We start from the raw sequence: 26358 nt of genomic DNA on the forward strand, positions 1-26358 counted from the left end.
CATGACGTCGCGCGCGGACAAGCTCGGCCGGATGGTCTCGCTCGTGAAGCTTCAGCTCCGGCTGTCCGAATGGCAGCTCGCGCATCTGCGGCAGCAGGAGCGCAGCTTGCAGGACGAGCAGGAATGGCTGGTAGGAACCCTCAACGAGGGCAAACCGCCGGCGGGCTCGTCGAGCGACTCAATCGCGCGGCGCCTGAACAGGACGAGCGCCGGTGCGCGCGCGGTCCAGGCGCAGGCGTCGCAGCAACTCGACCAGGTCCGCGCGGACACCCGCCGTGTGAAACAGCTCGAGCAGGTCGCGAAGGCCGCGCTCGCAGACAAGCTTCGCGACGCGGAGGCGCGCTCGCTCGAAGAGATGACGGGAATAAGCCCCGCCGTGCGTGACTGGACGCCACGGCCAGCCAGCCGGAACAAGACATGATCGTGACAGCGACGCCCGACCTCGTTCTTGATGTCCTCGATGCCGCCGACCCCGTGACGCAGCGGGCGGCGACCGCGAAGCTCGATGCACTGAAATCGTCGGACGCCGATTTCGCCGCCACCATGGACGCGGAGGTCGGCAAGGCTAAGGCGGCGAATGCCGATCAATCCGCGGCGCAGGCTGCCGAAGCGCAGCAGCCGGGTGCGGTGAACGGGCCGCCGGTGCGGGTGATCAAGGCGCCCGCATCCGGCGAGGTGTACCGGAAGTTCGAGGCGTTCATTCTCCAGACCTTCGTCGAGACGATGCTGCCGAAGGAGTCGGAGGAAGTCTTCGGCAAGGGCACGGCCGGCGGCGTCTGGAAGTCGATGCTGGCGGAGCAGCTTGGTGCTCAGCTGGCAAAGGGCAAGGGCATTGGCATTGCCAAGCAACTCGCCGCTGCGCAGCCGGCAGGGCCCGGCGTTACGGAAAAGACCGGATCATGATCCGGGAATGGGTGACAGAAGTTGAGGGGTGAATTTCCTATGCAAGCACAAGAAGGTGCGGCGGTCCTGGTGGTGGAGCAGCCGGTCGTGGACGCCGACGCGATGACGCTGGAAGCGGCAGAAGGCGATGCGTTCTTGCCTGCGCTGCTGCCGAATCTCGGCGGTGACGTGGTGAACGACGGCACCGACGCGGCGAGATCGGACGAGGTGCGTGGCCTGCTGTCTGCGATCCGCCGGCTCGAGAACATCGTCGAGGAGGAGACGGTCGCGCTCTCGACGGGCAAGAAGATCGATTTCGACGACTTCAGTGCCCGGAAGAGCCGGAGCATGCTCGAATTCGTCCGCTTGATGCGGGCACGGATGCATCTCGGCAACGAGGTCGAGATCACCGAGGAGATCCAGCGGTTGCGCGAGAAGCTCGAGCGAAACCGTTCCATCCTCGAAATGCATTACGATGCGGTGCGCGAGGTCGCGGCCATCATCGTCAAAGCGATCAAGGAAGCCGAGTCGGACGGCACCTATACCGGCCGCACAGCACAGGACGGAAAATGATCAGACTCGTGCTGGCCGGGCTCTGGGTATGCATCCTCACCGCGGGCACGAGCTATGCCGTGGCCTATTGGAAGGAAAACGGCAGCCTGCTGCCGGCGAAGGACGAATATCTCGACGGCCTTCAATACCAGAAGACGCGGGCGCTGAGCGTGCCAATGGTCGAGGGCGGCAGCGTGCAGGGCTACATCGTGGCGCGCTTCGTCTACACCGTTGAAGCGCGGATCATGCACCAGCTCAACGTCCCGCCGGAGCCGTTCGTCGTCGACGAGGCCTTCCGCAGGATCTATGCCGACGACCGCCTCGATTTCAGGAAGCTCGCCCGTTACGACCTTTCCATCCTCACGACGGCCATCAAGCAGCGCGTCAACGAGCGGATGCAGGCCGACGTCGTCCAGGACGTCCTGGTCGAGGACTTCAACTATGTTTCGAAGGAAGAATTCCAGCAGAAGCCGTAGCTATCGCGGCGCCGGCATCGCGAGGCCGCTGTTCCGCCATCCCTGCCGCTGAAAGTGCAACGGCCTCTGCGAAGGGTACTCCGCAGAGGCCGTTGTCGTTTTTGTGGCGGTGCCCTGCCGCGTCAGTTTCCGGCCGGGTACGCCGCCGGGGCGGAATGTGCCCTGTTCAGGAGGATCCCGACCTCGTCGAGTTCCTGCATCGGCACGTCGATGGTCTCGCCGGCAGGGATGTTGAGGCGGTATCCGACGTAGCGCCGGGCCACGATCGCGTCGAAGCCGAGGCGGTCGCGGAGTTTCTTGCGCAGCTTGCTGACGTGGCTCTCGATCACGCTCTCGTCGAAGGTCGACTCGAAGATGCCGTAGACCGCGTTGAAAATCTGCGTCTTGGTGATCCACTTGCCGTGGTTGCTGACCATATACTCGAGAATGCGCAGCTCGCGGCGGGGCAGGGTGAGAGCGTGGCCCGCGATCTCGGGGTCACGTCCGTTGAAGAAGACCTGGATCCTGGTCTCGCAGGGCCTCGGCAGCTCGCCCACCCGGCGGCGCGCGATTGCGGCCGTTCGGGCGAGGATCTCGCGCAGGTGAATCGGTACATGGACGACGTCGTCGACACCCGATTCGAACAGCTCAAGCGTGTTCTTGAGCATCTTCTGGCCGCTCATGGCGATGATGGGCGCCGAGGAGCGCTTGCGCATCGCCCGAGGCAGGCTTCCGCGGGCATCGCAATCCCCGAGGAGAAAGGCGTCGACCGCCGCCAGATCCGGTTCGCTCGCAGATTGCAGCCAGTCCCAGAATTCTCCGGAGGAGAAGCCGATCGACGATACACCTTCGCGAACGAGCCCTCCAACGTAGCTGTTCGTGACGCTCTCGCGATCATCAACGATAATATACATTAGTCTTTCGCCCCTGTTTCGCACTTGTTGCGGCCGGATGGTTGTTGTGATGCCCGGCTCGGCAACCATGCTGTTTGACGATATTTCCATCCCGCGAACCGTTATTATGGTTTCGATATTCGCGGGCAGCCCTACGCATTCAGTGCCTGCGTGTGCAGGCCTGCTACATCGACTCGATACTGAACGCTTACTGCGTGAGGCTCGGCGGGTGTCTTACGGATCACCTCGCGGAGCGGATTGAGACAGACCTAGAACAGTTGCGCCAACTTGCCGATTGCGTCCGAACGCACCTGAACTGTGTCGATCTCCTCGCCAACTGGCGAGAATCACTTGAGTAGGACCGTAACAATTGCCGATTTCCGATCAAGCGCGCGCAGCAAAGCGGTTGCTATGCGTGTTTGATGCTGTTGATTCGTTTCTGGTTGTTTCTTTGTATGCTCGATCGCATCAGTTGATTTGATAATCGAACTAGTTTTGCACCGTAACGTTTCTAAAGTTCCGCATCCCCGCGTAATCACAGCTATTTTGCGCGGCGCTGCGGGTCATCCGCATAGCGGGGTTTTCAACCCGGGATTGACTCTCCTGCTGGTGTTTCCCCATGCGACAATTCGACTCATGTATGGCGCGGCGACTCCAGCTTGGCGAAATCTTGGCGAGTGTGTGTCTTTCGAGTCGCACTCTCGCCACGTCCATGACGCTTTTGACTCATGCGACGTCGCATCGGGCGCGATGAAAAGTTTTCGCTGCGCACGTTTCAGGCAAGCTTCGGCAAATAACTTCACCGTTCGATAGATCGAACCGAACGGAGCATTTTCACATGTTGTCCGATGGACAAGCTCGTCCCAACGCGACCGCTGATGTTTCCGCGGCGGCGAAGCCGGCTCCGGATGCGCGCGATACAAACACGACACAGACGGCCAAGCCCGCTGCAAGCGCGAAGCGTGTGTCGGCTGCGGCGAACGACGAGACCCTGGCGAAAGAGGCGCTCGAGGGGCTGAAGCGTATTCGCGCCAAGGCGCGCCTCGACAAGATGGCGATACCGAAGCCTGCGCCGACCGTGATGAAGCCGGCCGTGATCGTGGCCAAGCCGCCGCCGCCGCGTCCGACATGGGTCGCGCCGCTCGCAACACTGGCGGTCGCTGCGATCCTGGTGGTCTGCGCCTGCACCGGCGTGATCGCCTATCTCACCACGCAGCCGGCCCAAAGCAACGTGGCCGCCAATACGGAGATCAGGAATCTGCGCGAGACTGTCGCGCTGCTGCGCAAGCAGGTGTCGGGCGTGTCCGAAAATCTCGACGGCCTGCGCACCGCGGTCGATCAGTCGAGCAAGGCGACCAACGATCGCTTCGGCAGGTTCGCCGAGAATCTGGACCGTATCGAGCGGGTGAGTTCGTCCTCGACGGTGAAGCTGGACAAGCTCGCCCAGGCTCAGGCGCAAGCGCCGGCGCCGGCGGCCGTCGCCTCGCAGCCGCCCTCGCAGACGATGCCGATGATGGCCTCGGTTGCCGCGCCCGAGATCACGGGTTCGGTTCCTCCGTCGGCGCCGCGCAAGGTGGTCAAGGGCTGGTCGGTCCGCCAGGCCTATGAGGGAATTGCGATCCTGCAAGGTCCGAACGGCGTCATCGAGGCCGTGCTTGGACAGCAGGTACCCGGGCTTGGCCGCATCGAAGAGATCAAGAACGAGAACGGCCGTCTGGTCGTGGAGTCCAGCGGCGGCGTCATCTACTCGTCACGCAAGGCGACGCCGTGATCGAGGGCCGCCTCCTATTGGCGATGATGCTCGAAGCTGGTGCATAGCAGATCGATCTCCGCCTCGGCGATCGGCGCGCGAAACAGGCGGCAGCTGAACTCGGCGGCGCCGGGCTTGCCGTCCGTGGCGGTGCGATCTTCGCGCAGGAAGATGCATCGCTTGCAGACGTCGGTATGGTGCCGCTGCTCGGCCGCGTCCGCCTGATCGAGCACGTGCCGGAGCGTGTCGCGAAAGCGGATCTTGGCCTCGTCGTCGAGGACGGCGATCGGCTCGAGGAGAACGCTGATGGGGTCGCGCACCAGGAACTTCTTGCCCTGCTGCGTCACGCTCAGCGTCACCGATCGCTTGTCCGTCGCGGAGCGCTTTCGCTCCAGATATCCGAGCCGCTCGAGTTCGCCGATGATGAAAGAGGCGGTGCCGCGCGTGGTGCCGACGTAGCTCGCGAGCGCCGAGGGCGTCCGCGAGAAACGGTTGGCGCGGGAGAGAAAGCGCAGGGCCATCCATTCGCGGTCGCGCAAGCCATGCTTGGTGCCTTCGAACCACAGGATGCGGGCCATCTGTCCCAACAATTCAATCGCTTCGCGAGCTAAAATCATTTCAGTTCCAGGTCGGACAAGCTTTATTCAATTGAGCCTTTGGTAGCGCAATCTGGGTGGACGAGAATGAAAGTTCTCGGGCGATTCTTCGTCCGTTGCCGGATGGAGGGACCGCGCTCGGGAAGTTGCATCCGTTGTGCAGATGGAACTTCCGGCCGTGGAACTAGAGCGTCACACAGAAAGTTCGAGTAAATCGCACGGCTCAACTCTTCTGAAAATTTCAATCAAATCACGAGAGCTTGCACGTGAATTGACGGTGATGTGCGACGCCTGAGCAACATGATGTGTCATTGTCGCCACTGCGAGGCCCATTTGTTGCGGCCTGGAGTTTCGAATACGCAAAAGGGCGCATCACCGGCAACGCCTGGCGATGTGGCTGGCCGGGAGAGAACCCTCTCTTTCGGTTAATGGATGTTGCGACGCAATGCAGCCGGACGGTTAAGTCTGGCAAACGAGCGAATCCAGGGAAGTCAAAGTGTCGTTGGGAATTGAGCAAGCGGCGCCGTTCAACGTCAAACGAGCAGCATTCGCAGCCACCATCGGCAACATGCTCGAATTCTACGACTTCATTACCTACAGCTTCTTCGCCATCCAGATCGGCCATACCTTCTTCCCGACCGGAAGCGAGTACGGCAGCCTGATGCTGTCGCTGGCGACGTTCGGGGCCGGCTTCGTGACGCGGCCGATCGGCGGGATCGTGCTCGGCATCTATTCCGACCGGATCGGCCGGCGGCCCGCCATGCTGCTGAGCTTTGCGTTGATGGGAGCTGCTATCCTGACCATCGCGCTCACGCCGTCCTATCGCATGATCGGCGTCGCCGCGCCCATCATCGTGATTGCGGCGCGCATGGTGCAGGGCTTCGCCCTCGGCGGCGAGGTCGGACCGACCACCGCCTATCTTCTCGAGATTGCCCCGCTCGAGCATCGGGCGCTGGTCGTGGCATGGCAGCCGGCGAGCCAGGAGATCGCGGCGACCGCCGGCGCGCTGGTCGGCGTCATCCTGAGCACGACCATGGCGCCGGAGATGCTGGACTCCTACGGCTGGCGGGTGGCGTTCCTGATCGGGGCCGTCTGCCTGCCGTTCGGGCTCTGGATGCGGCGGACACTGCCCGAGACGATTCCGCATGCCGATGCCGGTGTCGCAGCGAAAGAGCGCACAGGTCACCTCTCGCAGGCCCGGCGTCACCTCGGCATCATCGCGCTGGCGTTGATGATCCTGGCCAGCGGAACGATCTCGACCTATGTCACGCAATACATGACGACTTATGCGCAGAATACCCTGCACGTGTCGTCGACGCTGGCTTTCGCCGTGTCGCTCGTCAGCAACGGCATTCAGTTCGTCGGCGCACTGGTCGGCGGATGGCTCGCCGATCGTCTCGGCCGTAAGCCGATCATGATCTGGCCGCAGCTCGCAACCCTCCTGCTCACCTATCCGACCTTCCTGTGGATCGTCCATGCACCGGGCGCGCTGTCGCTCCTGATCGGCTTCGGTGTGCTATCGATCATCGGCTCGCTGCCGTTCACCGCGTTCTATGCGACCTTCACCGAAGCGCTGCCCCAGAACATCCGCGGAGGCGTGTTCGCGACCGTCTACGCGGTGGCGATCGCGAGCTTCGGAGGTACGGCGCAGCTCGTGGTCACCTGGCTCCTCCACGTCACCGGCAATCCGCTGGCACCGGCCTGGTACCTCCTGCTTGCGGCGATCGTCGGACTTGTCGCAATGAGCCTGATGCCCGAAACGGCGCCGGTGAAAAGACGTCAGGGCTTGGCCTGAACGCGAACATGCTCGCAGGCTGGTGATTTGCGTTTCGCCGGCAATTATCGGCGAATGCGCCGCCTGAGGAATCAGGGCCCAGCATCAGGAAGGATCGACCGATGAGCTTCGAAACCACCATGACATCCGACGTCGTCGGGCTGACGAAAGTCGCGCCGGTCTCGCGCCGCGGATTCATGAGCGCCACCGCGGCCGTCGCTGCCGGCTACACGCTTGCGGCCGGTCCGGTCCGTGCCGAAATCATCACGACAGATACCGGCGGCCTCCAGGCTGGCGACACCAGGATCAAGGTCGGCTCCGAAGAGATGCCTGCCTATTTCGCGCGCCCGGCCGGCAACACCAAGGCGCCGGTGATCATCGTGGCGATGGAGATTTTCGGCCTGCACGAATACATCAAGGATGTGACACGGCGCCTCGCCAAGCTCGGCGCCTTCGCGGTCGCGCCCGACTATTATTTCCGCAAGGGTGTCGATCTCACCAAGGTCACCGACATCAAGGATCTGCTGCCGGTCGTCAATGCCAAGCCGGACGCCGAGCTGCTGTCCGATCTCGATGCGACGGTGGCGTGGGCGGGATCGCAAGGCGGCGACACCACGAAGCTAGGCATCATCGGCTTCTGCCGGGGTGGCCGCAATGTCTGGGAATACGCCGCCCACAGCGGCACCCTCAAGGCTGGTGTCGCGTTCTACGGTGCGCCGGTCGATCCCGCCAATCCGGTGTGGCCGAAGAGCCCGCTTCAGCTCGCCCCCGAGATGAAGGCGCCGGTGCTCGGCCTCTATGGCGGCGCCGATACCGGCATTCCCGTGGCCCAGGTCGAGCAGTTCAAGGCGACGCTTGAGCAGGACAAGAAGATCGCCGAATTCAAGATCTATCCGCAGGCGCCGCACGGCTTCCATGCCGACTATCGCGGCAGCTATCGCAAGGATGCGGCGGAAGACGCCTGGAAGCAGGCCCAGGCCTGGTTCAAGAGGTACGGCGTGTTGAGCTGACGCCAGATTCGCAAAGGGCGGCCTGAGCGGCCGCCCTTTCTATTCCAGCGCGCCGGTCTCACTTCACCATCGCGCCATAGACGATGTCCTGCACCTGCTCGCGATAGTATTTCCTGAGCTCGCCCGGCGCCGCCGTTCCCACCACCACGACGAGACGCTCCTTGGGATCGCAGAAGAACTGCGTCCCGTAGGCGCCGTTCCAGGTGAACTCGCCGGGATTACCGGGAACCGACGACAGCCCCTCGCTGGTCCGGACCGCGACCGCGAGACCAAAGCCGAAGCCGGCGCGATGCGGCTCGATGTTCGCCACATTGTTCTTGATCTCGGGACCGAGGTGGTTGGTCGTCATGTGATGCACGGTCTTCGGGGAAAGAATGCGCTGGCCGTCGAGCTCGCCGCCGTTGAGCAGCATCTGGCCGAAGCGGATGTAATCGCCCATCGTCGCGAATGAGCAGGCGCCGCCGCAATCGAACTTGGTCGGGGTGTCCAGCAGCTTGATGGCTTGCGGCTTCCCGGTCAGCGGATCGTTGGCAAACGGGCGGGCGAGGCGAGGGCGCTGTGCGTCGGTCGGGTGGAAGGTCGCGTCCTTCATGCCGAGCGGCTGCCACACATTGGCGGCGAGATAGTCGCCGAGCCTCTGCTCGCTGACCTTCTCGACGACGGCGCCGAGCACGTCGATCGAGAAGCCGTATTCGAACTCGGTCGAGGGCTGATGTGCCAGCGGCAGTTTCGTGATGCGGCCGATGAAGGCCTCAGTGTCGCCTTCCACCGCCGGGGCGACGCCATCGGGGTATTGCCGCGCCACCGGGCTCGATGAGTCGGGGCGGCCGCCATACATCAATCCGGACGTATGCCGGTAGAGATCGTGGATAAAGATCGGGGAGGCCTGCGGTTCGAGCTTGAGCGAGCCATTGGCCTCGGTCGCGCCGACCTTCATGTCGGCAAAGCCTGGATAGTAGTCGGACAGCTTGGCCTGGAGCGGCAACTGGCCTTTCTCCATCAGCGTCAGGCCGGCGACCGCCGCCATCGGCTTGGTCATCGAGGCCAGCGCGAAGATCGCGTCAACCGGCATCGGCGTGCCCTTGTCGGGATCGAGCATGCCGTAAGCCTTGTAGTGCACGAGCTTGCCGTCCCGTGCCACCGCGACGACGGCACCGGGGACGCGCTTGGCGGCGATCTCGCGCGCGAAGAAGCTGTCGAGCCGCTCGAGACCCTGCTTCGAGAAACCGGCGTCATCAGGGTTGGCTTCGGGCAGTGGTGCGGCGCGCGCCGTACCGAACGTGATGACGGCAGCCGCCGTCGCGATCATGGCGATCGTCTTGTTCATTGCATCCTCCCAAGGCGAGCTCGTTCTGTGGTGGCTCGCCGAGCGGCTAGATCACGGCTGCGCCTGAGCGAAGTCAAGCGCGGGTGGGGCATGTCTGGGACGCGTCGGAGATAACCGGAACCTATCGCCCTTGCCCGGTGTGCCACAGCGCATCCAGGCCATGCCGATAGGTCGGATGGGCAAGCGTGACACCGAGCTCGTGCTTCAGTTTCGCGTTGGAGACCCGGGCACTGCTGGCATAGAAGCTGCGGGCCATCGCCGACATCTCGGCAATCTCGAACGGCTCTTCGGGCGGCGGCGCAAGGTCCATCAGTTTCGCCGCATAAGCGATCACATCCTGCGGCGGCGCCGGCTCGTCGTCGCAGACGTTCCAGGTGCCGCCGTCACTGTGCTTCACCGCGGCCATGATCGCGCTCGCGATGTCGTCGGCGTGGATGCGGTTGAAGACCTGTCCCGGCTTGATGATGCGCCGGGCCGTCCCCGCCCGCAGCGTCACCAGCGCGTTGCGGCCGGGACCGTAGATGCCCGCAAGCCGCAGGATCGCGACGTCGCCGCGCGCCGTGGCGGTCCAGGCTTGCTCCGCCGCAACGCGCGTGCGCGTGCGGTCGAGGGTGGCCTGCGGCGGCGTGCTCTCGTCAACCCAGCGGCCTGCGTGATCGCCATAGACGCCGATGGTGGAGAGATAGACGATCTTCCGCCGCCGGCTCGCGAGCGCGTCGCCAAGGGCCGTAACTGCGGGGTCGCCCGCGCTGCCGGGCGGGATCGATATGAGAAGGACATCGGCGTCGCGGACTCGCTCGACCACCTCGCGGGCCGGACTGCTGCCGGAAAAGGTGTGCACCTCGATATCGGCAAGGTCGTTTCGCTTGCCGGGATCGCGCACGGTGCCGGCGATATGCGAGAAGGCGCCGCCGAATTGGCCGACGAAATGCCGGGCACTGTAGCCGAGGCCGAGGATGAAGAGCCGCATGCGCCTGCCGTGCTGGAGTTCCCGCTCGCGCGAACTGCGCGCCGTTCGCTCATAAGGGATTTTTGGGTCCGGCAAAAGATATTGCAATTTTACTCGGCCGCCAGGGCACGCGATGCTCGCTTGTCAGGAGGGAGGTGTCGGTCATGCAGGCAGAAGCGCCGGCCGCAGTGCCATGCGGTGCCGCGGAGTTGATCGGGCGCGCCGCCGCGCTGATCTTCGATGTCGACGGCACGCTGGCCGAAACCGAGGAGCTGCATCGGCGGGCCTTCAACCATGCCTTCGTCCGTCACGGCCTCGACTGGCAGTGGGACCGGGCCGTCTACAAGGAGCTGCTGCGTGTCACCGGCGGCAAGGAGCGCATGCGCGCCTTTCACGCGAGGCTGCAGGTCGCGCCGCCATTGCCGGATGCCGATATCGCAGCCCTTCACCGCATCAAGACCGCGCATTACGCCGAGCTGATCGAAACCGGCTGCTGCCCCTTGAGGCCCGGTGTGGCGGACCTGCTCACCGCCGCGAGGGCCCGTGGCCAACGGCTCGCGATCGCGACCACCACCTCGCACGGCAATATCGATGCGCTGCTGTCGCAAGCGCTGGGAACGCGCTGGGCGGCGGATTTTGATGCGGTCATCGCCGGCGACGATGTCCGCCACAAGAAGCCGGCGCCGGATGTCTATCTGGAAACCCTGGCGCGGCTGAATCTGGGCGCAGCCGACTGCGTCGCGATCGAGGATTCCCGCAACGGTCTGATCGCGGCCTCGCGGGCGAACATTCCGGTGCTCATCACCAGGAGCATGTTCTTTCGGGACGATGATTTCAGTGCGGCGCAGGTCGTGCTGGACGATTTGTCGGAACTCGGGGGCTCAAAACAAAAAACTGAAAAACAACCCCATGCACAGTAGAAAGCGCCGGCCGGCCCGCCGCAGTCAGTGGACGCGGTGGCTCGTTCTATCGTCTTCAGCCTGCTCGACAATCTGCGCGATTGGGCTCGACTGGTGGTGCACCAGCCGCCAGCCGTCGCCGACACGGCGAAAATGGTTGGCCGCGGCCAAAGCGGTGCCGTCGACGATCTCGATGCAGAGCACGCGCGCGCTGTCGCCGTCGACGATCGCCTGCGGTTCGGCGCAAACGATCTGCGGCCGCTCCGGATTTTGCAGGATGTCGCGCCAGCTGCCGATCACCGTGGCTCGGCCGATGATGGCCGGCCAGCCGGGATGGATGCAGGAAATGGCGTCGTCATCCGCCCACATCCGCTCCATTCCGTCGAAGTCGCCCGTTGAAAAGGCGGCGTAGAAGGCCGCGTTCGCGGCGATGACCTTATTGTCCTTTGCCATGCCTCTCGGGTGGGGCAATGGCAGGCAAAAATCAAGCGCGACTTCCGTCCGACTTTGCGTTCGATTTGGACCGCAGTGCAGCATTGCCTGCTTTGTGGTCACGCCGAGACAAATGTCTCCACCGCCCGCCGCGCACCATCCTTATAAAGACGGCCGAGCGCCGTGGTCACGGCCTCGCGCAGGCGCGGCTCGGTGCCCAGCGGTCCGAACACTTTCTCGACCCCGAGCAATGCGGGCGCGAGCCGTTCGGCGACGGGACCCGCCTCGCGCGCCAGCGCGGCGAACTCGGCGGCGAGCGGATCGCGAACGTCGATGGCGCGGCCCTGCTCGTCGCGTGCGGTGACGTAGCGCATCCAGCCGGCCACCGCGAGCGCATGCGTCGCAATCGGCAGGTTGTTGCGCAGGCGATCCTGCATCGCGCCGAGCAGGCGCTGCGGAAGCTTTTGCGAGCCGTCCATCGCGATCTGCCAGGTGCGGTGATGCAGCGCCGGATTGGCGAAGCGCTTGAGCAGCGAGGTGCGATAGGCGGCGAGATCGGTGCCAACAGGCATCGTCAGCGTCACCGCGGCCTCTTCCATCACCTGCGCGGCGAGACGGGCGAAATGCGGATCCAGCATGGTGTCGGCGATGGTCTCGTAGCCCGCGAGATAACCGAGATAGGCCAGCGCCGAATGGCTGGCGTTGAGCAGTCGCAGCTTCATCAGCTCGAACGGCTTGACGTCGGTGACGAGCTCGACACCGGCGGCGGCGAAATCGGGCCGCCCCGCTGTGAAGCGGTCCTCGACCACCCATTGCGCGAACGGCTCGGTCATCACAGGCCAGGCGTCGCGCATGCCGAGCGCGTTCGAGACCGCATCCCGGTCGGCGTCCGTCGTCTCCGGCACGATGCGGTCGACCATCGTCGATGGGAAGGCGGTACTATCGGCGATCCACTTGCCGAGGTCCTTCGAGCGGAGCGCGGCGAACTGCGTCACGATCCGCTGCACGGTGTGGCCGTTGGCGGCGAGGTTGTCGCAGCACAGCACGGTGAAGGGCGCTAGACCCTGTGCGCGCCGGCGCGCCAGTGCAGCGACGATGAAGCCGGGCGCCGAGCGCGGCGCGTCAAAATTGTTGAGATCGTGCACGACATCCGGATGGCGCTCGTCGAGATCGCCGGTCTGCGGCGTGTGGCAATAGCCCTTCTCGGTGACCGTCAGCGAGACGATGCGAATGGCGGGATCGGCCATCCGCTCGACCAGTGCTGCCGGCTTCTCGCGCGCGACGACGCTGTCGAGCAGCGCGCCGATGACGCGGTGTTCGGTGCCTTCGGCGGCACGTACGGCGACAGTGTAGAGATGATCCTGCGGGGCGAGGGCGTCGCGCGTATCCGGGCTGCGCAGGCTCGCGCCGACGATGCCCCAGGACGAGCTGCCTGCGGCAAGGCAATCGTCGATGACCACAGCCTGATGGGCGCGATGAAATGCGCCCAGGCCCAGATGCACGATGCCGGGCGTAACGCGCGAGCGGTCATAGGCCGGGCGGCGGATGGCGGGCGGCAGCCGGTCGAGATTGGCGCGGCCAAGACGCGTTGAATCATGGCGCATGGTCGTCTCTCCCTGTGTTTGGCCGCTGCTTGACATGGCCCCTGTCTTCGGTCAATGCTTCGGTCAATTGGTAAGACCAATTTTCCAAAATTGGCGGGCCGCCGGGACGCGATGCTTCCCGGCGAGACCCTTTCGGGGAGGCCAGCGTGCCGCTGGAAGCTGTGGAGGCGAGACGGCTTTACCGCCAGGTCGCCGATCAATTGCGAAGCCTGATCGACAGCGGCGAGTACGCGGTCGGCAGCCGCTTGCCGACCGAACGGGAACTCGCCGAGCAGCTCAAGATCTCGCGGCCGACGGTGCGCGAAGCCCTGATCGCGCTCGAGGTCGAGGGCCGTGTCCGCATTCGCGTCGGCTCCGGCATCTATGTGACCGAGCCAGCGGACGCCGCGCCAGCGCTTCCGGCCGCCGGCATCGAAGGCCCGTTCGAGCTCTTGCGCGCCCGCGAATTCCTCGAAAGCGCGATCGCCGAGCAGGCCGCGCGCGTGGCGACCAAGGACGATATCGCCCGCATCGATGCGTCGCTTGTCGCCATGGAGAATGTCGAGCATCCCGGCGAGGCCTCGATGGTGCACGACCGTGCCTTCCACGTCGCGATCGCCGGCAGTCTCGGCAATGCCGTGCTGGTGCGCGTGGTCGGCGAGCTGTTTGACCAGCGCCTCAATCCCTATTTCGCGCAGCTTGCACATTACTTCGAGAGCCCGGGCACCTGGCGCACTGCGCTCGACGAGCACTGCGCCGTGCGTGACGCGATTGCGGCGCACGATCCGGACACTGCCCGTGAGGCCATGCGCAAGCACTTAGCGCGCTCGCAGGAGCGCTTTGCGCAGAACTTTGGTGCCGAGACCGCCGCGGGATCGCCCGCGGAGCGAGGCCGGGTCGCGCGCACGCCGGCGAAACCGGCAAAACCAAAACGCGCGAAGACGCAGGCCAAAAGCGGCAACGCGCGGCGACGATGAGATTGGGCGGCTCGTCCCGGTTTTGGGGCGGGTGAACAAGAAGCAGACTTTAGTCAGTGGAGGATAAGTCAGTGTTGAAGAAGATGACGATGGTGCTGGCGACTTCGGTCGCGGCGATGTTCGCGGCGACCAATCCCGGCATGGCGCAGACCAAGCTCAAATGGGCCCATGTCTACGAGACCTCGGAGCCGTTCCACACCGCCTCGGTCTGGGCCGCGCAGGAGATCGGCAAGCGCACCAACGGGCGCTATACCGTGGACGTTTATCCGGCGTCGCAGCTCGGCAAGGAAGCCGACATCAACCAGGGCCTCTCGCTCGGCTCGGTCGACATCATCATCTCCGGCTCGAGCTTCGCGGCCAAGAGCTTCCCGCCGATCGGCGTGACCTACTATCCCTACACCTTCCGCGACGCCGACCATCTCCTTGCCTACACCAAGAGCGACATCTTCAAGGAGCTCGCCAAGGGCTATGAGGACAAGAGCGGCCACCACATCGTCGCGGTGACCTATTACGGCGTGCGCCAGACCTCGTCGAACAAACCGATCAAGACTTGCGCCGACCTCAAGGGCCTCAAGATGCGCGTGCCCGACGTTCCGGCCTATCTGGCGATGCCGCGCGCCTGCGGCGCCAACACCGCGCCGATCGCGTTCGCCGAAGTCTATCTCGCGCTTCAGAACGGCACCGTCGAGGCGCAGGAGAACCCGCTGACCACGATCGAGGCCAAGAAGTTCTACGAAGTGCAGAAGCACATCGTGCTGACCGGCCACATCGTCGACCACCTCAACACGGTGGTGGCGGGCGCGCTCTGGAAGAAGCTCAGCGACGAGGACAAGAAGATCTTCACCGACGTCGCGCAGGAGGCCGCTGCGAAGGCGACCGCGGAGATCAAGCAGAACGAGGCCAAGCTGGTTTCCTTCTTCAAGGAGAAGGGACTGACCGTGACCGAGGTCGACAAGAACGAGTTCCGCGACATCGTGCTGAAGAACGTTGCGTTCGAGACCTTCGGTTATCGCAAGGCCGACTGGGAACGCATTCAGGCGGTGAAATAACTGAGACCCTCATGGTGAGGAGCGCGAAGCGCGCTCCGGACGATGCTTCGCATCGCCGGGCGAACCATGAAGGCCCGGATGTCGCTCAGGCGTCGCCCGAGGCCATCCTTCGAGACGCTTGCTTCGCAAGCTCCTCAGGATGAGGAGCGGAGTTCGTAGAACTAAGTCGTCGTTCCGGGTTCGGCTCTTCGAGTCACCCCGGAATGACGATTAAGAGGTTGAGGAGTAACCCCATGTCCACCGTCGAAGTGCACCGGCAGATCACCGGGGACGAGATCGCCCACACCTTCGAAGAAGAGGCGGTGCCGAAGGTCGATCTCGGCGTCTACGCTTTCGAGGACTGGGTGGCGCTGGTGATCTTCTGGGTGATGGCGCTTGCCGTCTTCCTCCAGTTCTTCACCCGCTACGTCCTCAACGACAGCTATGCCTGGACCGAGGAGATCGCGACCTACTGCCTGATCGGCGTGGTCTTCATCGGCTCCTCGATGTGCGTGCGGCTGTCGCGGCACATCCAGGTCGATCTGATCTACCGCTATCTGCCGCATGTCGTGGCGCGCGCGCTGTCGACCGCGATCGACCTCATCCGGATCGCTTTCTTCGGCTACGCCATCAAGCTGGTCTGGGTCTACATCCAGATCATCGGCGATGAATCGATGACCACGATCAATCTGCCCAAGGATTACGTCTATTACGCCGTGCTGGCGGGCTTCGTGCTGATGTTCGTGCGCTCGGTGCAGGTGACCATTCAACATCTGCGACAGGGCTATTCGATCCTCGAACGTCCCGGCGCCTACGACGGTTTTGAGGGGTAAAGTTATGTTGCTGTTGCTTGGAGGCTTCCTCGTCCTGATGCTGCTCGGCGTTCCCGTGGCGATCGCCATGGCCGCGTCGTCGCTGCTCTACATTCTGGTCAGCGGCGTGACGCCTGACGTCACGCTGGCGCAGCGCATGATCGCCGGCGTCGAGAGCTTTCCGTTGCTCGCGGTGCCGTTCTTCATCCTGGCCGGCAATCTCATGAACATCGCCGGTGTGACCGGCCGCATCTACAAATTCGCGGTCGCGCTGGTCGGCTGGATGCGCGGCGGCCTCGGCCACGTCAACATCATCGGCTCGGTGATCTTCTCCGGCATGTCCGGCACGGCGATCGCGGACGCCGCCGGTCTCGGTACCATCGAGATCAAGGCGATGAAGGACCACGGCTATTCCACCGAGTTCTCGGTCGGCGTCACCGCGGCGTCCGCCACGCTCGGGCCCATCATCCCGCCGTCGCTGCCCTTCGTGATCTACGGCATGATGGCGAACGTCTCGATCGGTGGGCTGTTCCTGGGTGGCGTCATTCCCGGCATCGTCATGACGCTGCTGATGATGGCCACCGTCACCTACTTCGCGCACAAGAACAAATGGGGCAGCGATACGCCGTTCTCCTGGCCGCAGCTCGGCTCGGCCGGCCTCGAGATCGCCATCGTGCTCGCTTTCCCGCTTGCGATCTGGCTGATGGTGCTGGCCGGCATGTCCACCAACATGGCCGTCGTCATCGGCCTCGGCGCGCTGCTCGCGATCGACTGGTACTTCGACTTCTCGGCGGTGATGGCGCTGATGGCGCCGGTCATCCTGATCGGCGGCATGACGCTCGGCTGGTTCACGCCGACCGAGGCCGCGGTCGCAGCCGTGATCTGGTCGCTGTTCCTCGGCCTCGTCCGCTACCGCACCATGACCATGAAGACGGTGGCGAAAGCGACCTTCGACACCATCGAGACCACGGCCTCGGTGCTGTTCATCGTCACGGCAGCCTCGATCTTCGCCTGGCTGCTGACGGTGTCGCAGGCAGCCCAAATGCTCTCGGACTGGATGCTCAGCATCACCCACAATAAATGGGTGTTCCTGGCGCTCGCCAACGTCCTGATCCTGTTCGTCGGCTGCTTCATCGACACCACGGCGGCGATCACCATCCTGGTGCCGATCCTGCTGCCGATCGTGCTCAAGCTCGGCATTGATCCGATCCATTTCGGTCTGATCATGACGCTGAACCTGATGATCGGCCTGTTGCATCCGCCGCTCGGCATGGTGCTGTTCGTTCTCGCCCGCGTGGCAAAACTCTCGGTCGAGCGCACGACGGTCGCGATCCTGCCCTGGCTGGTGCCGCTGATGGTCGCGCTGATCGCGATCACCTACATTCCCGAACTGACCCTCTGGCTGCCTAAATACATGGGACTCTCCAAATGACCTCCACCGCTCTCGCCGCAACCCTGTTCGGCCCCGAAGATCTGCGCATGATCGAGCATCCGCTCGACAAGCTCGCTGATGGCATGGTGCGCATCCGCTTCGGCGCCGGCGGCATCTGCGGCTCCGACATGCACTATTTCCGTCATGCCCGGACCGGCGATTTCGTCGTGAAGTCGCCACTCGTGCTCGGCCACGAGATCTCCGGCGAGGTCGTGGAGATCGCAGGCTCCGCAGCGAACCTGAAGCTCGGCGACCGTGTCGCCGTCAATCCGTCGCGCTGGTGCGGCCATTGCGTCGCCTGCCGCGAGGGCCGGCCGAATCTCTGCGAGAACATCTACTTCATGGGTTCGGCGTCGAAGACGCCGCACATGCAGGGCGGCTTCGCCAACTATTTCGACGCGGTCCCCGCGCAATGCGTGAAGATCCCCGACCACGTGTCCTATCAGGCGGCGGCGCTGGCCGAGCCGCTCGCGGTCTGCCTGCATGCGGTGGCGCGCGCCGGCAATATCGAAGGCAAGCGCGGCATCATCTTCGGTGCCGGCCCGATCGGGCTTTTGACGATGCTCGCTGCACATCGCGCCGGCATGGCCGACATCACGGTGGCGGACATCGCGCCGGCGCCGCTCGCGTTTGCGACCCGGCTCGGCGCTTCGCACGTCGAGAACGTCGCGGCCGGCGAGGAAGGCCTGAAGGCGCAGGCCGCCTCGCGCCCCTATGATGTCGCGTTCGAGGTCTCGGGCACCGCCGCGGGCCTTGCCAGCGCGATCGGCATCGTCAGGCGCGGCGGCATTGTGGTGCAGATCGGCAATCTGCCGGGCGGCCAGATTCCGACGCCGTCGAATGCGGTGATGGCCAAGGAGATCGACCTGCGCGGCTCGTTCCGCTTCGGCTTCGAGTTCATGACCGCGGTGGAACTGATTGGCGCAGGCAGCGTCGACGTGCTGTCGCTGGTCACTGCCGAGCGGCCGCTGTCGACCGCGCCGGACGCACTGCGGCTGGCACTTGACCGCTCGCAGAGCGTCAAGGTCGTGCTGACCGCGAACTAATCCTTTGTTTTGACGCGTTTTCTTCACGCGAACCGGTATCCACTTCGCTCGAAAACGCTTTAGGAGAACTTCGATGATGCTCGAGGGATGGCGCTGGTACGGTCCGGATGATCCGGTGTCTTTGGACGATGTCAGGCAGGCCGGGGCGACGGATATCGTCTCGGCGCTGCATCAGGTGCCGATCGGCGAAGCCTGGACACGCAAGGCGGTCGAGGAGCGCAAGAACTTCATCGAGCATGGCCAGCCCGGCCGCTCGCAACTGACCTGGTCGGTGGTGGAGTCGATTCCGATCCCCGACGACGTCAAGCGGCTCGGGGCCAAGGCGACGGCCTCGATCGAGGCGTGGATCGCGAGTCTTGAAGCGGTGGCCGCGGCCGGCATCAAGATCATCTGCTACAATTTCATGCCGGTGGTGGACTGGTGCCGCACCGATCTGGAATGGGAGCTGCCGAACGGCGCCCGCGCCATGCGCTTCGACCAGGACCGCTTTGCAGCGTTCGAGCTGCATATCCTGAAGCGCCCCGCCGCCGTTCAGGAGTATTCGCCCGAGCAGCAGGCGCGCGCGAAAAAGCTGTTCGAGAAGATGAGCCAGGCCGATATCGACTATCTCGTCATGGTCATCGCCAGCGCGCTGCCGGGCTCGACCACCGAGCCGATGACGATCCCGCAATTCCGTGACCGGCTGGAGACCTACCGCGACATCACGCCAAAGATCCTGCGGCAGCATCTCGCCGAGTTCCTGGGCCGTGTCACGCCGGTTGCCGAGCAACTCGGCGTCTCCCTGACGCTGCATCCCGACGATCCGCCGCGCCCGCTGTTCGGCCTGCCGCGCATTGCCTCCACCGCCGAAGACTATCAGGCGCTGTTCGACGCCGTGCCGTCCAAGGCCAACGGCATCTGCCTGTGCACCGGCTCGCTCGGCGTGCGCGCCGAGAACAATCTGCCCGCGATGGCCGAGCGCTTCGGACCGCGCATTGCGTTTGCTCATCTGCGCGCGACCAAGCGCGAGGCCGACGGCCTGTCCTTCTACGAGTCCGACCATCTCGACGGTGACGTCGACATGGTCGCCGTGCTCAAGGCGCTGTTGAAGGAGAACGCACGGCGCTCACCCGACAAGAGAATCGTGTTCCGTCCCGACCACGGCCATCGTATGCTCGACGATCTCGCCGCCACCAAGCGCACCAATCCCGGCTACACCGCGATCGGCCGCCTGCGCGGCCTTGCCGAGCTCCGCGGCGCGATCAGGGCGATCGAGCATCGATAGGAGACCGGCGGGGCCATCAGGCGAGAGATCGCCGCGATGGCGACCGCTGACAGCATCGGCGGCGCGATGGCAAGATGATCGACGCGCAGAACATGCCGCGAGCGGAGTTGAGAAATGCGCCTGACACAGTGTCATAACTTCCACGATTTCCGGCGACTGGCGCGCCGCCGACTGCCCGGTCCGATCTTCGACTATATCGATGGCGCGGCCGACGATGAGACGACCCATCGCCGCAACAGCGCGAGCTTCGAGCATTGCGACCTTCTGCCCAACGTGCTGCGCGGCGTGCAGGACGTCGATCTCTCGGTCACCATCATGGGCCAGAAGCTCGCGCTGCCGTTCTACTGCTCGCCGACCGCCTTGCAGCGCCTGTTCCATCATGAAGGCGAGCGTGCCGTCGCCGCTGCTGCGGCGAGCTACGGCACCATGTTCGGCGTCTCCTCGCTGGGCACGGTGTCGCTCGAGGAATTGCGCAAGGCCCACGACACGCCGCAGGTCTATCAATTCTATTTCCACAGGGATCGCGGTCTCAACCGCGCCATGATGCAGCGCGCCAGGGACGCGGGCGTCGAGGTGATGATGCTGACGGTCGACAGCATCACCGGGGGAAATCGCGAGCGCGATCTGCGCACCGGCTTCAGCATTCCCTTCCGCCTGACGCCTGCGGGCATGTTGCAGTTCGCGATCAAGCCGATGTGGGGTATCCAGTATGTCAGCCACGAAAAATTCAGGCTCCCGCAGCTGGAGGAGCATGTCGACATGAGCGGCGGCGCCATGTCGATCGGCCGCTACTTCACGGAAATGCTGGATCCTGCGATGAATTGGGACGATGTCGCGGAGATGGTACGGACCTGGAACGGCCCGTTCTGCCTGAAGGGGATCATGTCGGTGGAAGACGCGCGCCGCGCGGTCGATATCGGCTGTGCCGGGATCGTCCTTTCCAATCATGGCGGCCGCCAGCTCGACGGCTCCCGCTCGGCTTTCGATCAGCTCGCCGAAATCGTCGATGCCGTGGGCGACCGCATCGACGTGATGATGGACGGTGGCATCCAGCGCGGAACTCATATCCTGAAAGCGCTGTCGCTCGGGGCCAAGGCTGTCGGGCTTGGACGATACTATCTCTATCCGCTCGCCGCCGCCGGCCGGCCCGGCGTCGAACGGGCCCTCGGCCTGCTGCGGGCCGAGCTCGTGCGCGATATGAAGCTGATGGGATGTACGTCGATCAGCCAGCTATCGCGCGCCAATCTGCGCTTTCGGCCGGGGTAGCGCGCGGTGATCGCTCGGCCTCAATAGCAGGCGGCCATCGCGCCGAGCTTCGGATAGAGCTGGTCGATCGCGGCGATCTCGCTTTTCATCTGCGCGATGATCCAGTCGCGGATCTCGGCAGCGATGGGGCGCATCGGCCGGTTGCGCGGCGGCAGGAATTCGCAGATGCGCCGCGTGGTGGTGAGCGTCTCGGAGGCCGGCACGAGCGCGCCGGTCAGGAGCCAGTGCGAGGCCACCGTCAGCCAGCCGAGCGCGATGCCCTGGCCGAGCAGGGCGGCCTGCATCACGACGGCATAGTCGGTGAAGCTCAGCGCCTTGGCCGCGCCGCGGCGGCCGGTGAGAAGCGAGGCGTAATCCGCCGCCCAGTCGCCCGGCGTCTCGGCGAGGCGAATGATGGTGTTGCCTTCAGCGGGATCGGTCTCGCCGAGATAGCCAGGGCTGCACATCGGCAGCATGACTTCCTTCATCACCAGCGTGCCGCCGGATGACGGCTCGTCGCGGTCACGGAAGCGCATGCCGAGGTCGACATTCTCGACCGGCCCGCGCAGCGCGCCGGAGATCAGCTGGAAGCGCAGATCGACGTCGGGAAACTGCTTCTGGAGCTTGTCGATGCGCGGCATCAGCCAATGCGTGGTGAAGGCGGAGGAGACCGACAGCGTCACCGTCTCGGTGCCCTTGCGGCGCCGCTCGATCTCGACGAGCCCGGTCTCGATGCTGCGAAAGCCTTCGAGCACGCGGCGATAAAGCAGCTCGCCTTCCTCGGTGAGCACCGCGCGCCCCGCAGTGCGGTCGAACAGGCGGACGCCGAGATGCTCCTCGAACTGTCCGAGCATCCGGCTCACCGCCGGCTGCGTGACGTTGAGCTCGGCTGCTGCCGCCGTGAAACTGCCATTGCGCGCCGCTGCGTCGAAGACGAACAGGGCGTTACTGGAGGGCAGCATCCGGCGGAGCTCGGGCATAACGCCATGTTATGGACGCGGTGAGAATTTGGCAATTGCCGAGTTTTGCCAAGTCTGGTGTCATTGGCATCACAGCCTAAAGACAGGGCTTGCGAACGAAGATTTGGTGCGGTGCACGCTTCGGCCGTGATTGCTCAAAATTCCTGTCTATAAAGCAGGCTTATGGCGCGCAGTGAGGCACGCCATTGCAGGGAACGAGGCGAGGTCGATCGTTGGACAAACGAGCGGAAAGCGTCGAGATCAGGTCCGCGAGCAAGGCGTATGGCGCCGTTCGCGCTCTCGACGACGTTTCGCTCAATGTCGGCGCCGGCGAGTTCGTCTCCCTGCTCGGCCCCTCCGGCTCCGGCAAGACCACGCTGCTTGGAATTCTCGGCGGCTTCATCCTGCCATCGAGCGGAACCATCCTGTTCGGCGGTCGTGACGTCACCTGGATGCCGCCGCACAAGCGCGACATCGGCGTGGTGTTCCAGAACTACGCGCTGTTCCCGCATATGAGCGTCGGCGAGAACGTCGCCTTTCCCCTGCGCGCACGGCGCCTGCCGAAAGCGAGCTGGCCCGACAAGGTGCGCGCCGCGCTCGCGATGGTCGGTCTCGCCGGTTATGAAGAGCGCGGCATCGCGCAGCTCTCCGGCGGCCAGCGCCAGCGCGTGGCGCTGGCGCGTGCGATGATCTTCGAGCCGCGCCTGATCCTGATGGACGAGCCGCTTTCCGCGCTCGACAAGCAGCTTCGCGAATCCATGCAGATCGAGCTGCGCGCGCTGCACCGGCGCATCGGCGCCACCATCATCTACGTCACCCACGACCAGCGCGAGGCGCTGACCATGAGCGACCGCGTCGCCGTGATGAAGGACGGCCGGCTGATCCAGATCGACGCGCCCGAGCGGCTGCACGATCATCCCGCGGACTCCTTTGTCGCGAGTTTCATCGGGGAAGCGACGATGCTGCCGGTTCGCCGCGTCGATGCCTCCAGCGTCGCGCTCGGCAACGCGCTCTTGCGCAGCGCCCGCGCCATTCCCTCAGGCGATGCCCTGATGCTCGCCGTGCACAGCGAAAAGCTCTTGATCGACGACGGCGCGCAGGATGCCGCCTGCAACCGGCTGACCGGGACGGTCACCGACATCGTCTACCAGGGCGAGAGTCTCCGCATCTTCCTGGCCCTCGCCGATGGCATCGCGCTCAGCCTGCGCCAGCCGAGCTATCACCAGGCCTACAGCCGCATCCCGTCGCTCGGCGGCAGCCTCACCGTGACCCTTCACCCCGAGGACACCATCGTTGTCCCCAGGGCGGGGGACTGAACTCAAGCCCTGTTCAACCGAGAGAAGAAACCAAAGATGTCGTCAGCAGCCTCGTTCAGCAATTTCAAGGTTCTCACCTTCGACGTCGTCGGCACCTTGATCGATTTCGAGACCGGCGTGCTCTCCGCGGTACGCAAGATCTCCGGCAAGTCGCCGGCCGAGCTCAGCGACGAGCAGATCTTCGAGCCCTACAAGCGCGGCCGCGACAAGCATTATGAGCGCTCGAGCGAGGCGATGTTCCACGTCTATCGCCATCTCGCCAAGGAGCTCGGGCTTCCCTCCGACGATGCATCCTGCGATGTGTTCCAGCTCTCGGTGCTGCGCTGGGGGCCGTTCGCGGATTCGGTCGAGGCGCTGAAGCGCCTGCGCACGAAGTTCCGGCTGGTGGCGATGACCAATGCGGATCGCGTCGCGCTCTCCTGCTACGCGCACGCGCTCGGCAATCCCTTCGACGACACCGTCTGCGCCGACGATACCGGCGTTGCCAAGCCGAACCCGGAGTTCTTCGCCTACAACAAGGGGCGCCAGTCCGCCTTCGGCTACAAGCAGTCCGACATCCTGCACGTCGCGCAGAGCCAGTACCACGACATCGGGATCGCGCGAAAGCTCGGATACAAGGTGTGCTGGATCGAGCGCCGCCAGGGCATCGCCGGGTTCGGCGGCACGCCGGCGGTTGAGACGCTGACCAAGCCGGACTTCCACTTCCCGACGCTGAAGGCGCTGGCCGACGCGGCCATCGGACCGGCGGCGTAAGGCATGAGCGGCGGCATGACACGGGATTGGAGCGCATTGCCATCGGCCAACTCGCTGTGGGAAGCCACGGCGGGGCCGGCGCACGCGTTTCCCGTGCTGTCGGGCGAGCGACAGGCGGATGTGGTGATCATCGGTGCAGGCTACACGGGCCTCTCCGCGGCGCACCACATCGCCAAGAGCGGGCTTAGCCCCATCGTGCTGGAGGCCAACCGCCCCGGCTGGGGCGCGAGCGGGCGCAATGGCGGCGTGATCACCGCAAAATTTCGCCTGTCGTTCCGCGAGATCGACGCCGCGCATGGCCGCGCCATGGCGCAGCGCATGTACGAGATCGCGCATGAATCGACTGACATGGTCGAAGAGCTGGTGTCCGAATTCGGCATCGCCAGCGCGGCGCTGACACGCACGGGCCAGGTCAAGGCCGCGCATAACGAGACGACGCTGAAGGCCGCGATCGACGAAGCCAACTGGATGACGCGCGAGATGGGCTCCGCCGAAGTCCGCATCCTCGACAAGCGCGGGGTACGTGACGAAACCGGCTCCGACATTTTTGTCGGCGGCGTGCTCAATCCCGGCTCCGGCGGCATCCATCCGCTGAACTATCTGCGCGGGCTCGCCGATGGCGTCGCGCGCCGCGGCGTTCCCATCTTCCAGGAGTCGCCGGTGGTGCGACTGCGGAAGGAGAACGGCGGCATCGTCGCCGAGACGCCGCAAGGCGCGGTGCGCGCGAAACAGGCGATCATCGCCACCAACAGCTACTCCGATCTCACCAGCGCGACCGCGCATATGCAGCGCACGCTGATCCCGTTCCGCAGCGCCATGGTCGCGACCGACCCGCTGCCGCGCAATCTCGCGGGCAAGCTGATGCCGACGGGGCGCACCTACACCGAGACCAAGCGCATGATGCGCTGGTTCCGCATGGTCGACAACCGCGTCATCTTCGGCGGCCGCGGCGCCTTCGGCAAGCAGGACTCGCAAGCTGCCTTCGACGCGTTGCGCAAGGCGATGGTCGGCATCTTCCCCGATCTTGCCGATGTGCCGCTCGCCCACAAATGGTCGGGCCTCGTCGCGATGACGATGGACTCGGTGCCGCATATCGGCCGGCTCGACGACCGCACGCTGGTCTCGATGGGCTACAATGGCGCTGGCGTTGCGATGTCGAGCCTGATGGGTCGCTATCTCGCCGCCTTTGTCCGCGGCGAGACGCCCGAGGTCGGGCTGCTCGATATCAGGCGCATGAAGGCGATCCCGTTCTATCCGCTGCGCGAGCCCGCCGTGCGCATGGTCGCCGGCTGGTACCAGTTTCTCGATGCGATTGGTCAGTGAGATCTCTTTGGAGGAGGCGAGGATGACGACGACACGGAATTTTGGATTGGGCTGTGCCGTGCTGGGCGCAATCGGATTTACCACTGCGGCGGGCGCCGCCGAGCAGATCACCTTCGTCTCGCAAGGCGGTGCCTATCAGGCGGCGCAGACGGTGGCGATCCTCGATCCCTCCGCCAAGAAGCTCGGCATCACCATCAACCAGGACTCCATCCCCGACGCCTGGCCCGCGATCAAGACGCAGGTCGGCAGCGGCAAGCCGATCTGGGATGTCGTCGATACCCCGACCGGCAACTGCCTGCGCGGCGGCGAGCAGGGGCTGATCGAGAAGCTCGATTTTTCGAAGATTCCAAACGGCGCGGCGATGCCGGAGGCCTATCGCAGTCCCTATTCGGTGTCATACGAGTTCTATTCCAGCGTGCTGGCCTACAGCCAGAAGACCTTCCCGAAGGACGCGCCGAACAGCTGGGCCGATTTCTGGGACGTGAAGAAATTTCCCGGCCGCCGCGCGCTGCGCAACCATCCGTTCGCGACGCTCGAGGCCGCGCTGATGGCCGATGGCGTCGCGCCGGACAAGCTCTACCCGCTCGACGTCGACCGCGCCTTCAAGAAGCTGGAGGAGATCAAGCCGCACATCACGGTGTGGTGGACGTCAGGCGCGCAGTCGGCGCAGCTGCTCAACGACGGCGAGGTCGACATGGAGATGGCGTGGAACGGCCGCGTCAGCGCCGTGGCCAAGGAGGGTGCAAAGGTCTCCTTCACCTACAACCAGGGCGTCCTTCAGAGCACCTCGCTCTGCATCCTCAAGGGCGCGCCGAATCTGGAGACGGCAGTCAAATTCATCAATGAGGCCGTCGATCCCGTGCACCAGGCCAATCTGCCGCTCAGCATCGACTACGGCCCGGGCAATCCGAAGGCGTTCGAGACCGGCGTGATCAAGCCCGAGCGTGCCGCGCAGCTGCCGAGCGAGCCGGCGAACGCGGCCAAGCAGGCGCTGATGTCTTACGCCTGGTGGTCCTCGCCCGCGGGCGAGGCCGCCGAGAAGCGCTGGGCGTCCTTCATGCAGAAGTGAGCGAGGCAGCGTTGTCGACATCCGTGCCAGAT

At 64.6% G+C, this 26358-nt stretch carries 26 protein-coding genes; 19 read left to right on the forward strand and 7 right to left on the reverse strand.

Features of this window, described 5'->3' with window-relative positions:
- The first annotated feature begins 1 nt into the window (after window position 1).
- Genes ACVJ5M_RS10885 through ACVJ5M_RS10900 form a run of 4 tightly spaced genes read left to right on the forward strand, consistent with a single transcriptional unit; the run spans window position 2 to window position 1910 of the window.
- Window positions 2-421 carry a hypothetical protein gene (locus tag ACVJ5M_RS10885; protein WP_208088488.1) on the forward strand — a complete coding sequence of 140 codons (420 nt, stop codon included), beginning with the start codon at window positions 2-4 and terminating at the stop codon, window positions 419-421.
- Window positions 418-903, forward strand: coding sequence for a rod-binding protein (locus ACVJ5M_RS10890; protein WP_063981319.1), 486 nt, complete (start codon window positions 418-420; stop codon window positions 901-903). Before ACVJ5M_RS10885 ends, ACVJ5M_RS10890 begins: the two co-directional genes overlap by 4 nt.
- Window positions 904-942: 39 nt before the next feature.
- Entirely contained in the window at window positions 943-1455 is a 513-nt protein-coding gene (locus tag ACVJ5M_RS10895) for a flagellar biosynthesis protein FlgN (protein WP_231143348.1), read from the forward strand.
- Entirely contained in the window at window positions 1452-1910 is a 459-nt protein-coding gene (locus tag ACVJ5M_RS10900; protein ID WP_014492689.1) for a hypothetical protein, read from the forward strand. Before ACVJ5M_RS10895 ends, ACVJ5M_RS10900 begins: the two co-directional genes overlap by 4 nt.
- A gap of 122 nt (window positions 1911-2032) precedes the next feature.
- On the opposite strand, the gene ACVJ5M_RS10905 is transcribed toward ACVJ5M_RS10900, so the two are convergent.
- Window positions 2033-2803 carry a response regulator transcription factor gene (locus tag ACVJ5M_RS10905; protein WP_231145403.1) on the reverse strand — a complete coding sequence of 257 codons (771 nt, stop codon included), beginning with the start codon at window positions 2801-2803 and terminating at the stop codon, window positions 2033-2035.
- Between the two features lie 817 nt (window positions 2804-3620).
- On the opposite strand from ACVJ5M_RS10905, the gene ACVJ5M_RS10910 reads away from it, so the two are divergent.
- A complete protein-coding gene (locus ACVJ5M_RS10910; RefSeq protein ID WP_063981321.1) occupies window positions 3621-4553 on the forward strand; it encodes a hypothetical protein in 933 nt (310 codons plus the stop codon).
- Window positions 4554-4567: 14 nt separating this feature from the next.
- On the opposite strand, the gene ACVJ5M_RS10915 is transcribed toward ACVJ5M_RS10910, so the two are convergent.
- Window positions 4568-5149: a MarR family winged helix-turn-helix transcriptional regulator gene (locus tag ACVJ5M_RS10915; protein WP_028147146.1), complete on the reverse strand. Its 582-nt coding sequence runs from the start codon at window positions 5147-5149 to the stop codon at window positions 4568-4570.
- A 547-nt stretch (window positions 5150-5696) separates the two neighbouring features.
- Here ACVJ5M_RS10915 and ACVJ5M_RS10920 point away from each other — a divergent pair.
- Window positions 5697-6923, forward strand: coding sequence for an MFS transporter (locus ACVJ5M_RS10920; RefSeq protein ID WP_245328637.1), 1227 nt, complete (start codon window positions 5697-5699; stop codon window positions 6921-6923).
- Between the two features lie 101 nt (window positions 6924-7024).
- Entirely contained in the window at window positions 7025-7912 is an 888-nt protein-coding gene (locus ACVJ5M_RS10925; protein WP_354097157.1) for a dienelactone hydrolase family protein, read from the forward strand.
- 58 nt (window positions 7913-7970) lie between these two features.
- Here ACVJ5M_RS10925 and ACVJ5M_RS10930 read toward each other — a convergent pair whose 3' ends face one another.
- Both ACVJ5M_RS10930 and ACVJ5M_RS10935 read right to left on the reverse strand, forming a co-directional pair.
- Window positions 7971-9239, reverse strand: a complete 1269-nt coding sequence (locus tag ACVJ5M_RS10930; RefSeq protein ID WP_231143345.1) for a serine hydrolase domain-containing protein — start codon at window positions 9237-9239, stop codon at window positions 7971-7973.
- A gap of 121 nt (window positions 9240-9360) precedes the next feature.
- On the reverse strand, window positions 9361-10209 hold the full coding sequence (locus tag ACVJ5M_RS10935) for an SDR family oxidoreductase (protein ID WP_354097159.1): 849 nt from the start codon (window positions 10207-10209) through the stop codon (window positions 9361-9363).
- Between the two features lie 143 nt (window positions 10210-10352).
- Between ACVJ5M_RS10935 and ACVJ5M_RS10940 the strand changes: the two genes are divergently transcribed.
- Window positions 10353-11108 carry an HAD family hydrolase gene (locus ACVJ5M_RS10940; RefSeq protein ID WP_354097160.1) on the forward strand — a complete coding sequence of 252 codons (756 nt, stop codon included), beginning with the start codon at window positions 10353-10355 and terminating at the stop codon, window positions 11106-11108.
- A 24-nt stretch (window positions 11109-11132) separates the two neighbouring features.
- Here ACVJ5M_RS10940 and ACVJ5M_RS10945 read toward each other — a convergent pair whose 3' ends face one another.
- On the reverse strand, window positions 11133-11540 hold the full coding sequence (locus ACVJ5M_RS10945) for a nuclear transport factor 2 family protein (RefSeq protein WP_208089555.1): 408 nt from the start codon (window positions 11538-11540) through the stop codon (window positions 11133-11135).
- 98 nt (window positions 11541-11638) lie between these two features.
- Window positions 11639-13123: a mannitol dehydrogenase family protein gene (locus ACVJ5M_RS10950; RefSeq protein ID WP_231143341.1), complete on the reverse strand. Its 1485-nt coding sequence runs from the start codon at window positions 13121-13123 to the stop codon at window positions 11639-11641.
- A gap of 146 nt (window positions 13124-13269) precedes the next feature.
- On the opposite strand from ACVJ5M_RS10950, the gene ACVJ5M_RS10955 reads away from it, so the two are divergent.
- The 7 genes from ACVJ5M_RS10955 (at window position 13270) to ACVJ5M_RS10985 (ending at window position 20927) form a co-directional block, all read left to right on the forward strand.
- Window positions 13270-14079: a FadR/GntR family transcriptional regulator gene (locus tag ACVJ5M_RS10955; protein ID WP_354097161.1), complete on the forward strand. Its 810-nt coding sequence runs from the start codon at window positions 13270-13272 to the stop codon at window positions 14077-14079.
- An 89-nt stretch (window positions 14080-14168) separates the two neighbouring features.
- Window positions 14169-15128: a sialic acid TRAP transporter substrate-binding protein SiaP gene (locus ACVJ5M_RS10960; protein WP_071917185.1), complete on the forward strand. Its 960-nt coding sequence runs from the start codon at window positions 14169-14171 to the stop codon at window positions 15126-15128.
- Between the two features lie 233 nt (window positions 15129-15361).
- Complete coding sequence (locus ACVJ5M_RS10965; protein WP_231143339.1) at window positions 15362-15940, forward strand: TRAP transporter small permease; 579 nt, start codon at window positions 15362-15364, stop codon at window positions 15938-15940.
- Window positions 15941-15944: 4 nt separating this feature from the next.
- The gene (locus ACVJ5M_RS10970; RefSeq protein WP_354099540.1) at window positions 15945-17351 is read left to right on the forward strand and encodes a TRAP transporter large permease; all 1407 of its coding nucleotides are present in this window, start codon (window positions 15945-15947) and stop codon (window positions 17349-17351) included.
- Entirely contained in the window at window positions 17348-18397 is a 1050-nt protein-coding gene (locus ACVJ5M_RS10975; protein ID WP_231143337.1) for an L-idonate 5-dehydrogenase, read from the forward strand. The genes ACVJ5M_RS10970 and ACVJ5M_RS10975 overlap by 4 nt, the downstream gene beginning before the upstream one ends.
- Before the next feature lie 73 nt (window positions 18398-18470).
- Window positions 18471-19661 (forward strand): mannonate dehydratase, encoded by a 1191-nt coding sequence (uxuA, locus tag ACVJ5M_RS10980; protein WP_231143336.1) that lies wholly within the window; start codon window positions 18471-18473, stop codon window positions 19659-19661.
- A 114-nt stretch (window positions 19662-19775) separates the two neighbouring features.
- Window positions 19776-20927 (forward strand): alpha-hydroxy acid oxidase, encoded by a 1152-nt coding sequence (locus tag ACVJ5M_RS10985; RefSeq protein ID WP_063981332.1) that lies wholly within the window; start codon window positions 19776-19778, stop codon window positions 20925-20927.
- A 20-nt stretch (window positions 20928-20947) separates the two neighbouring features.
- Here ACVJ5M_RS10985 and ACVJ5M_RS10990 read toward each other — a convergent pair whose 3' ends face one another.
- Window positions 20948-21886: a LysR family transcriptional regulator gene (locus ACVJ5M_RS10990; RefSeq protein ID WP_231143335.1), complete on the reverse strand. Its 939-nt coding sequence runs from the start codon at window positions 21884-21886 to the stop codon at window positions 20948-20950.
- A 212-nt stretch (window positions 21887-22098) separates the two neighbouring features.
- On the opposite strand from ACVJ5M_RS10990, the gene ACVJ5M_RS10995 reads away from it, so the two are divergent.
- Genes ACVJ5M_RS10995 through ACVJ5M_RS11010 form a run of 4 tightly spaced genes read left to right on the forward strand, consistent with a single transcriptional unit; the run spans window position 22099 to window position 26326 of the window.
- A complete protein-coding gene (locus tag ACVJ5M_RS10995; RefSeq protein ID WP_231143334.1) occupies window positions 22099-23181 on the forward strand; it encodes an ABC transporter ATP-binding protein in 1083 nt (360 codons plus the stop codon).
- A gap of 36 nt (window positions 23182-23217) precedes the next feature.
- A complete protein-coding gene (locus tag ACVJ5M_RS11000) occupies window positions 23218-23934 on the forward strand; it encodes an HAD family hydrolase (protein WP_014492710.1) in 717 nt (238 codons plus the stop codon).
- 15 nt (window positions 23935-23949) lie between these two features.
- Window positions 23950-25257, forward strand: a complete 1308-nt coding sequence (locus ACVJ5M_RS11005) for an NAD(P)/FAD-dependent oxidoreductase (RefSeq protein WP_231143333.1) — start codon at window positions 23950-23952, stop codon at window positions 25255-25257.
- 22 nt (window positions 25258-25279) lie between these two features.
- Window positions 25280-26326, forward strand: a complete 1047-nt coding sequence (locus tag ACVJ5M_RS11010) for an ABC transporter substrate-binding protein (protein WP_231143332.1) — start codon at window positions 25280-25282, stop codon at window positions 26324-26326.
- Window positions 26327-26358 lie beyond the last annotated feature (32 nt).

This window comes from Bradyrhizobium sp. S3.7.6 (assembly GCF_054061875.1).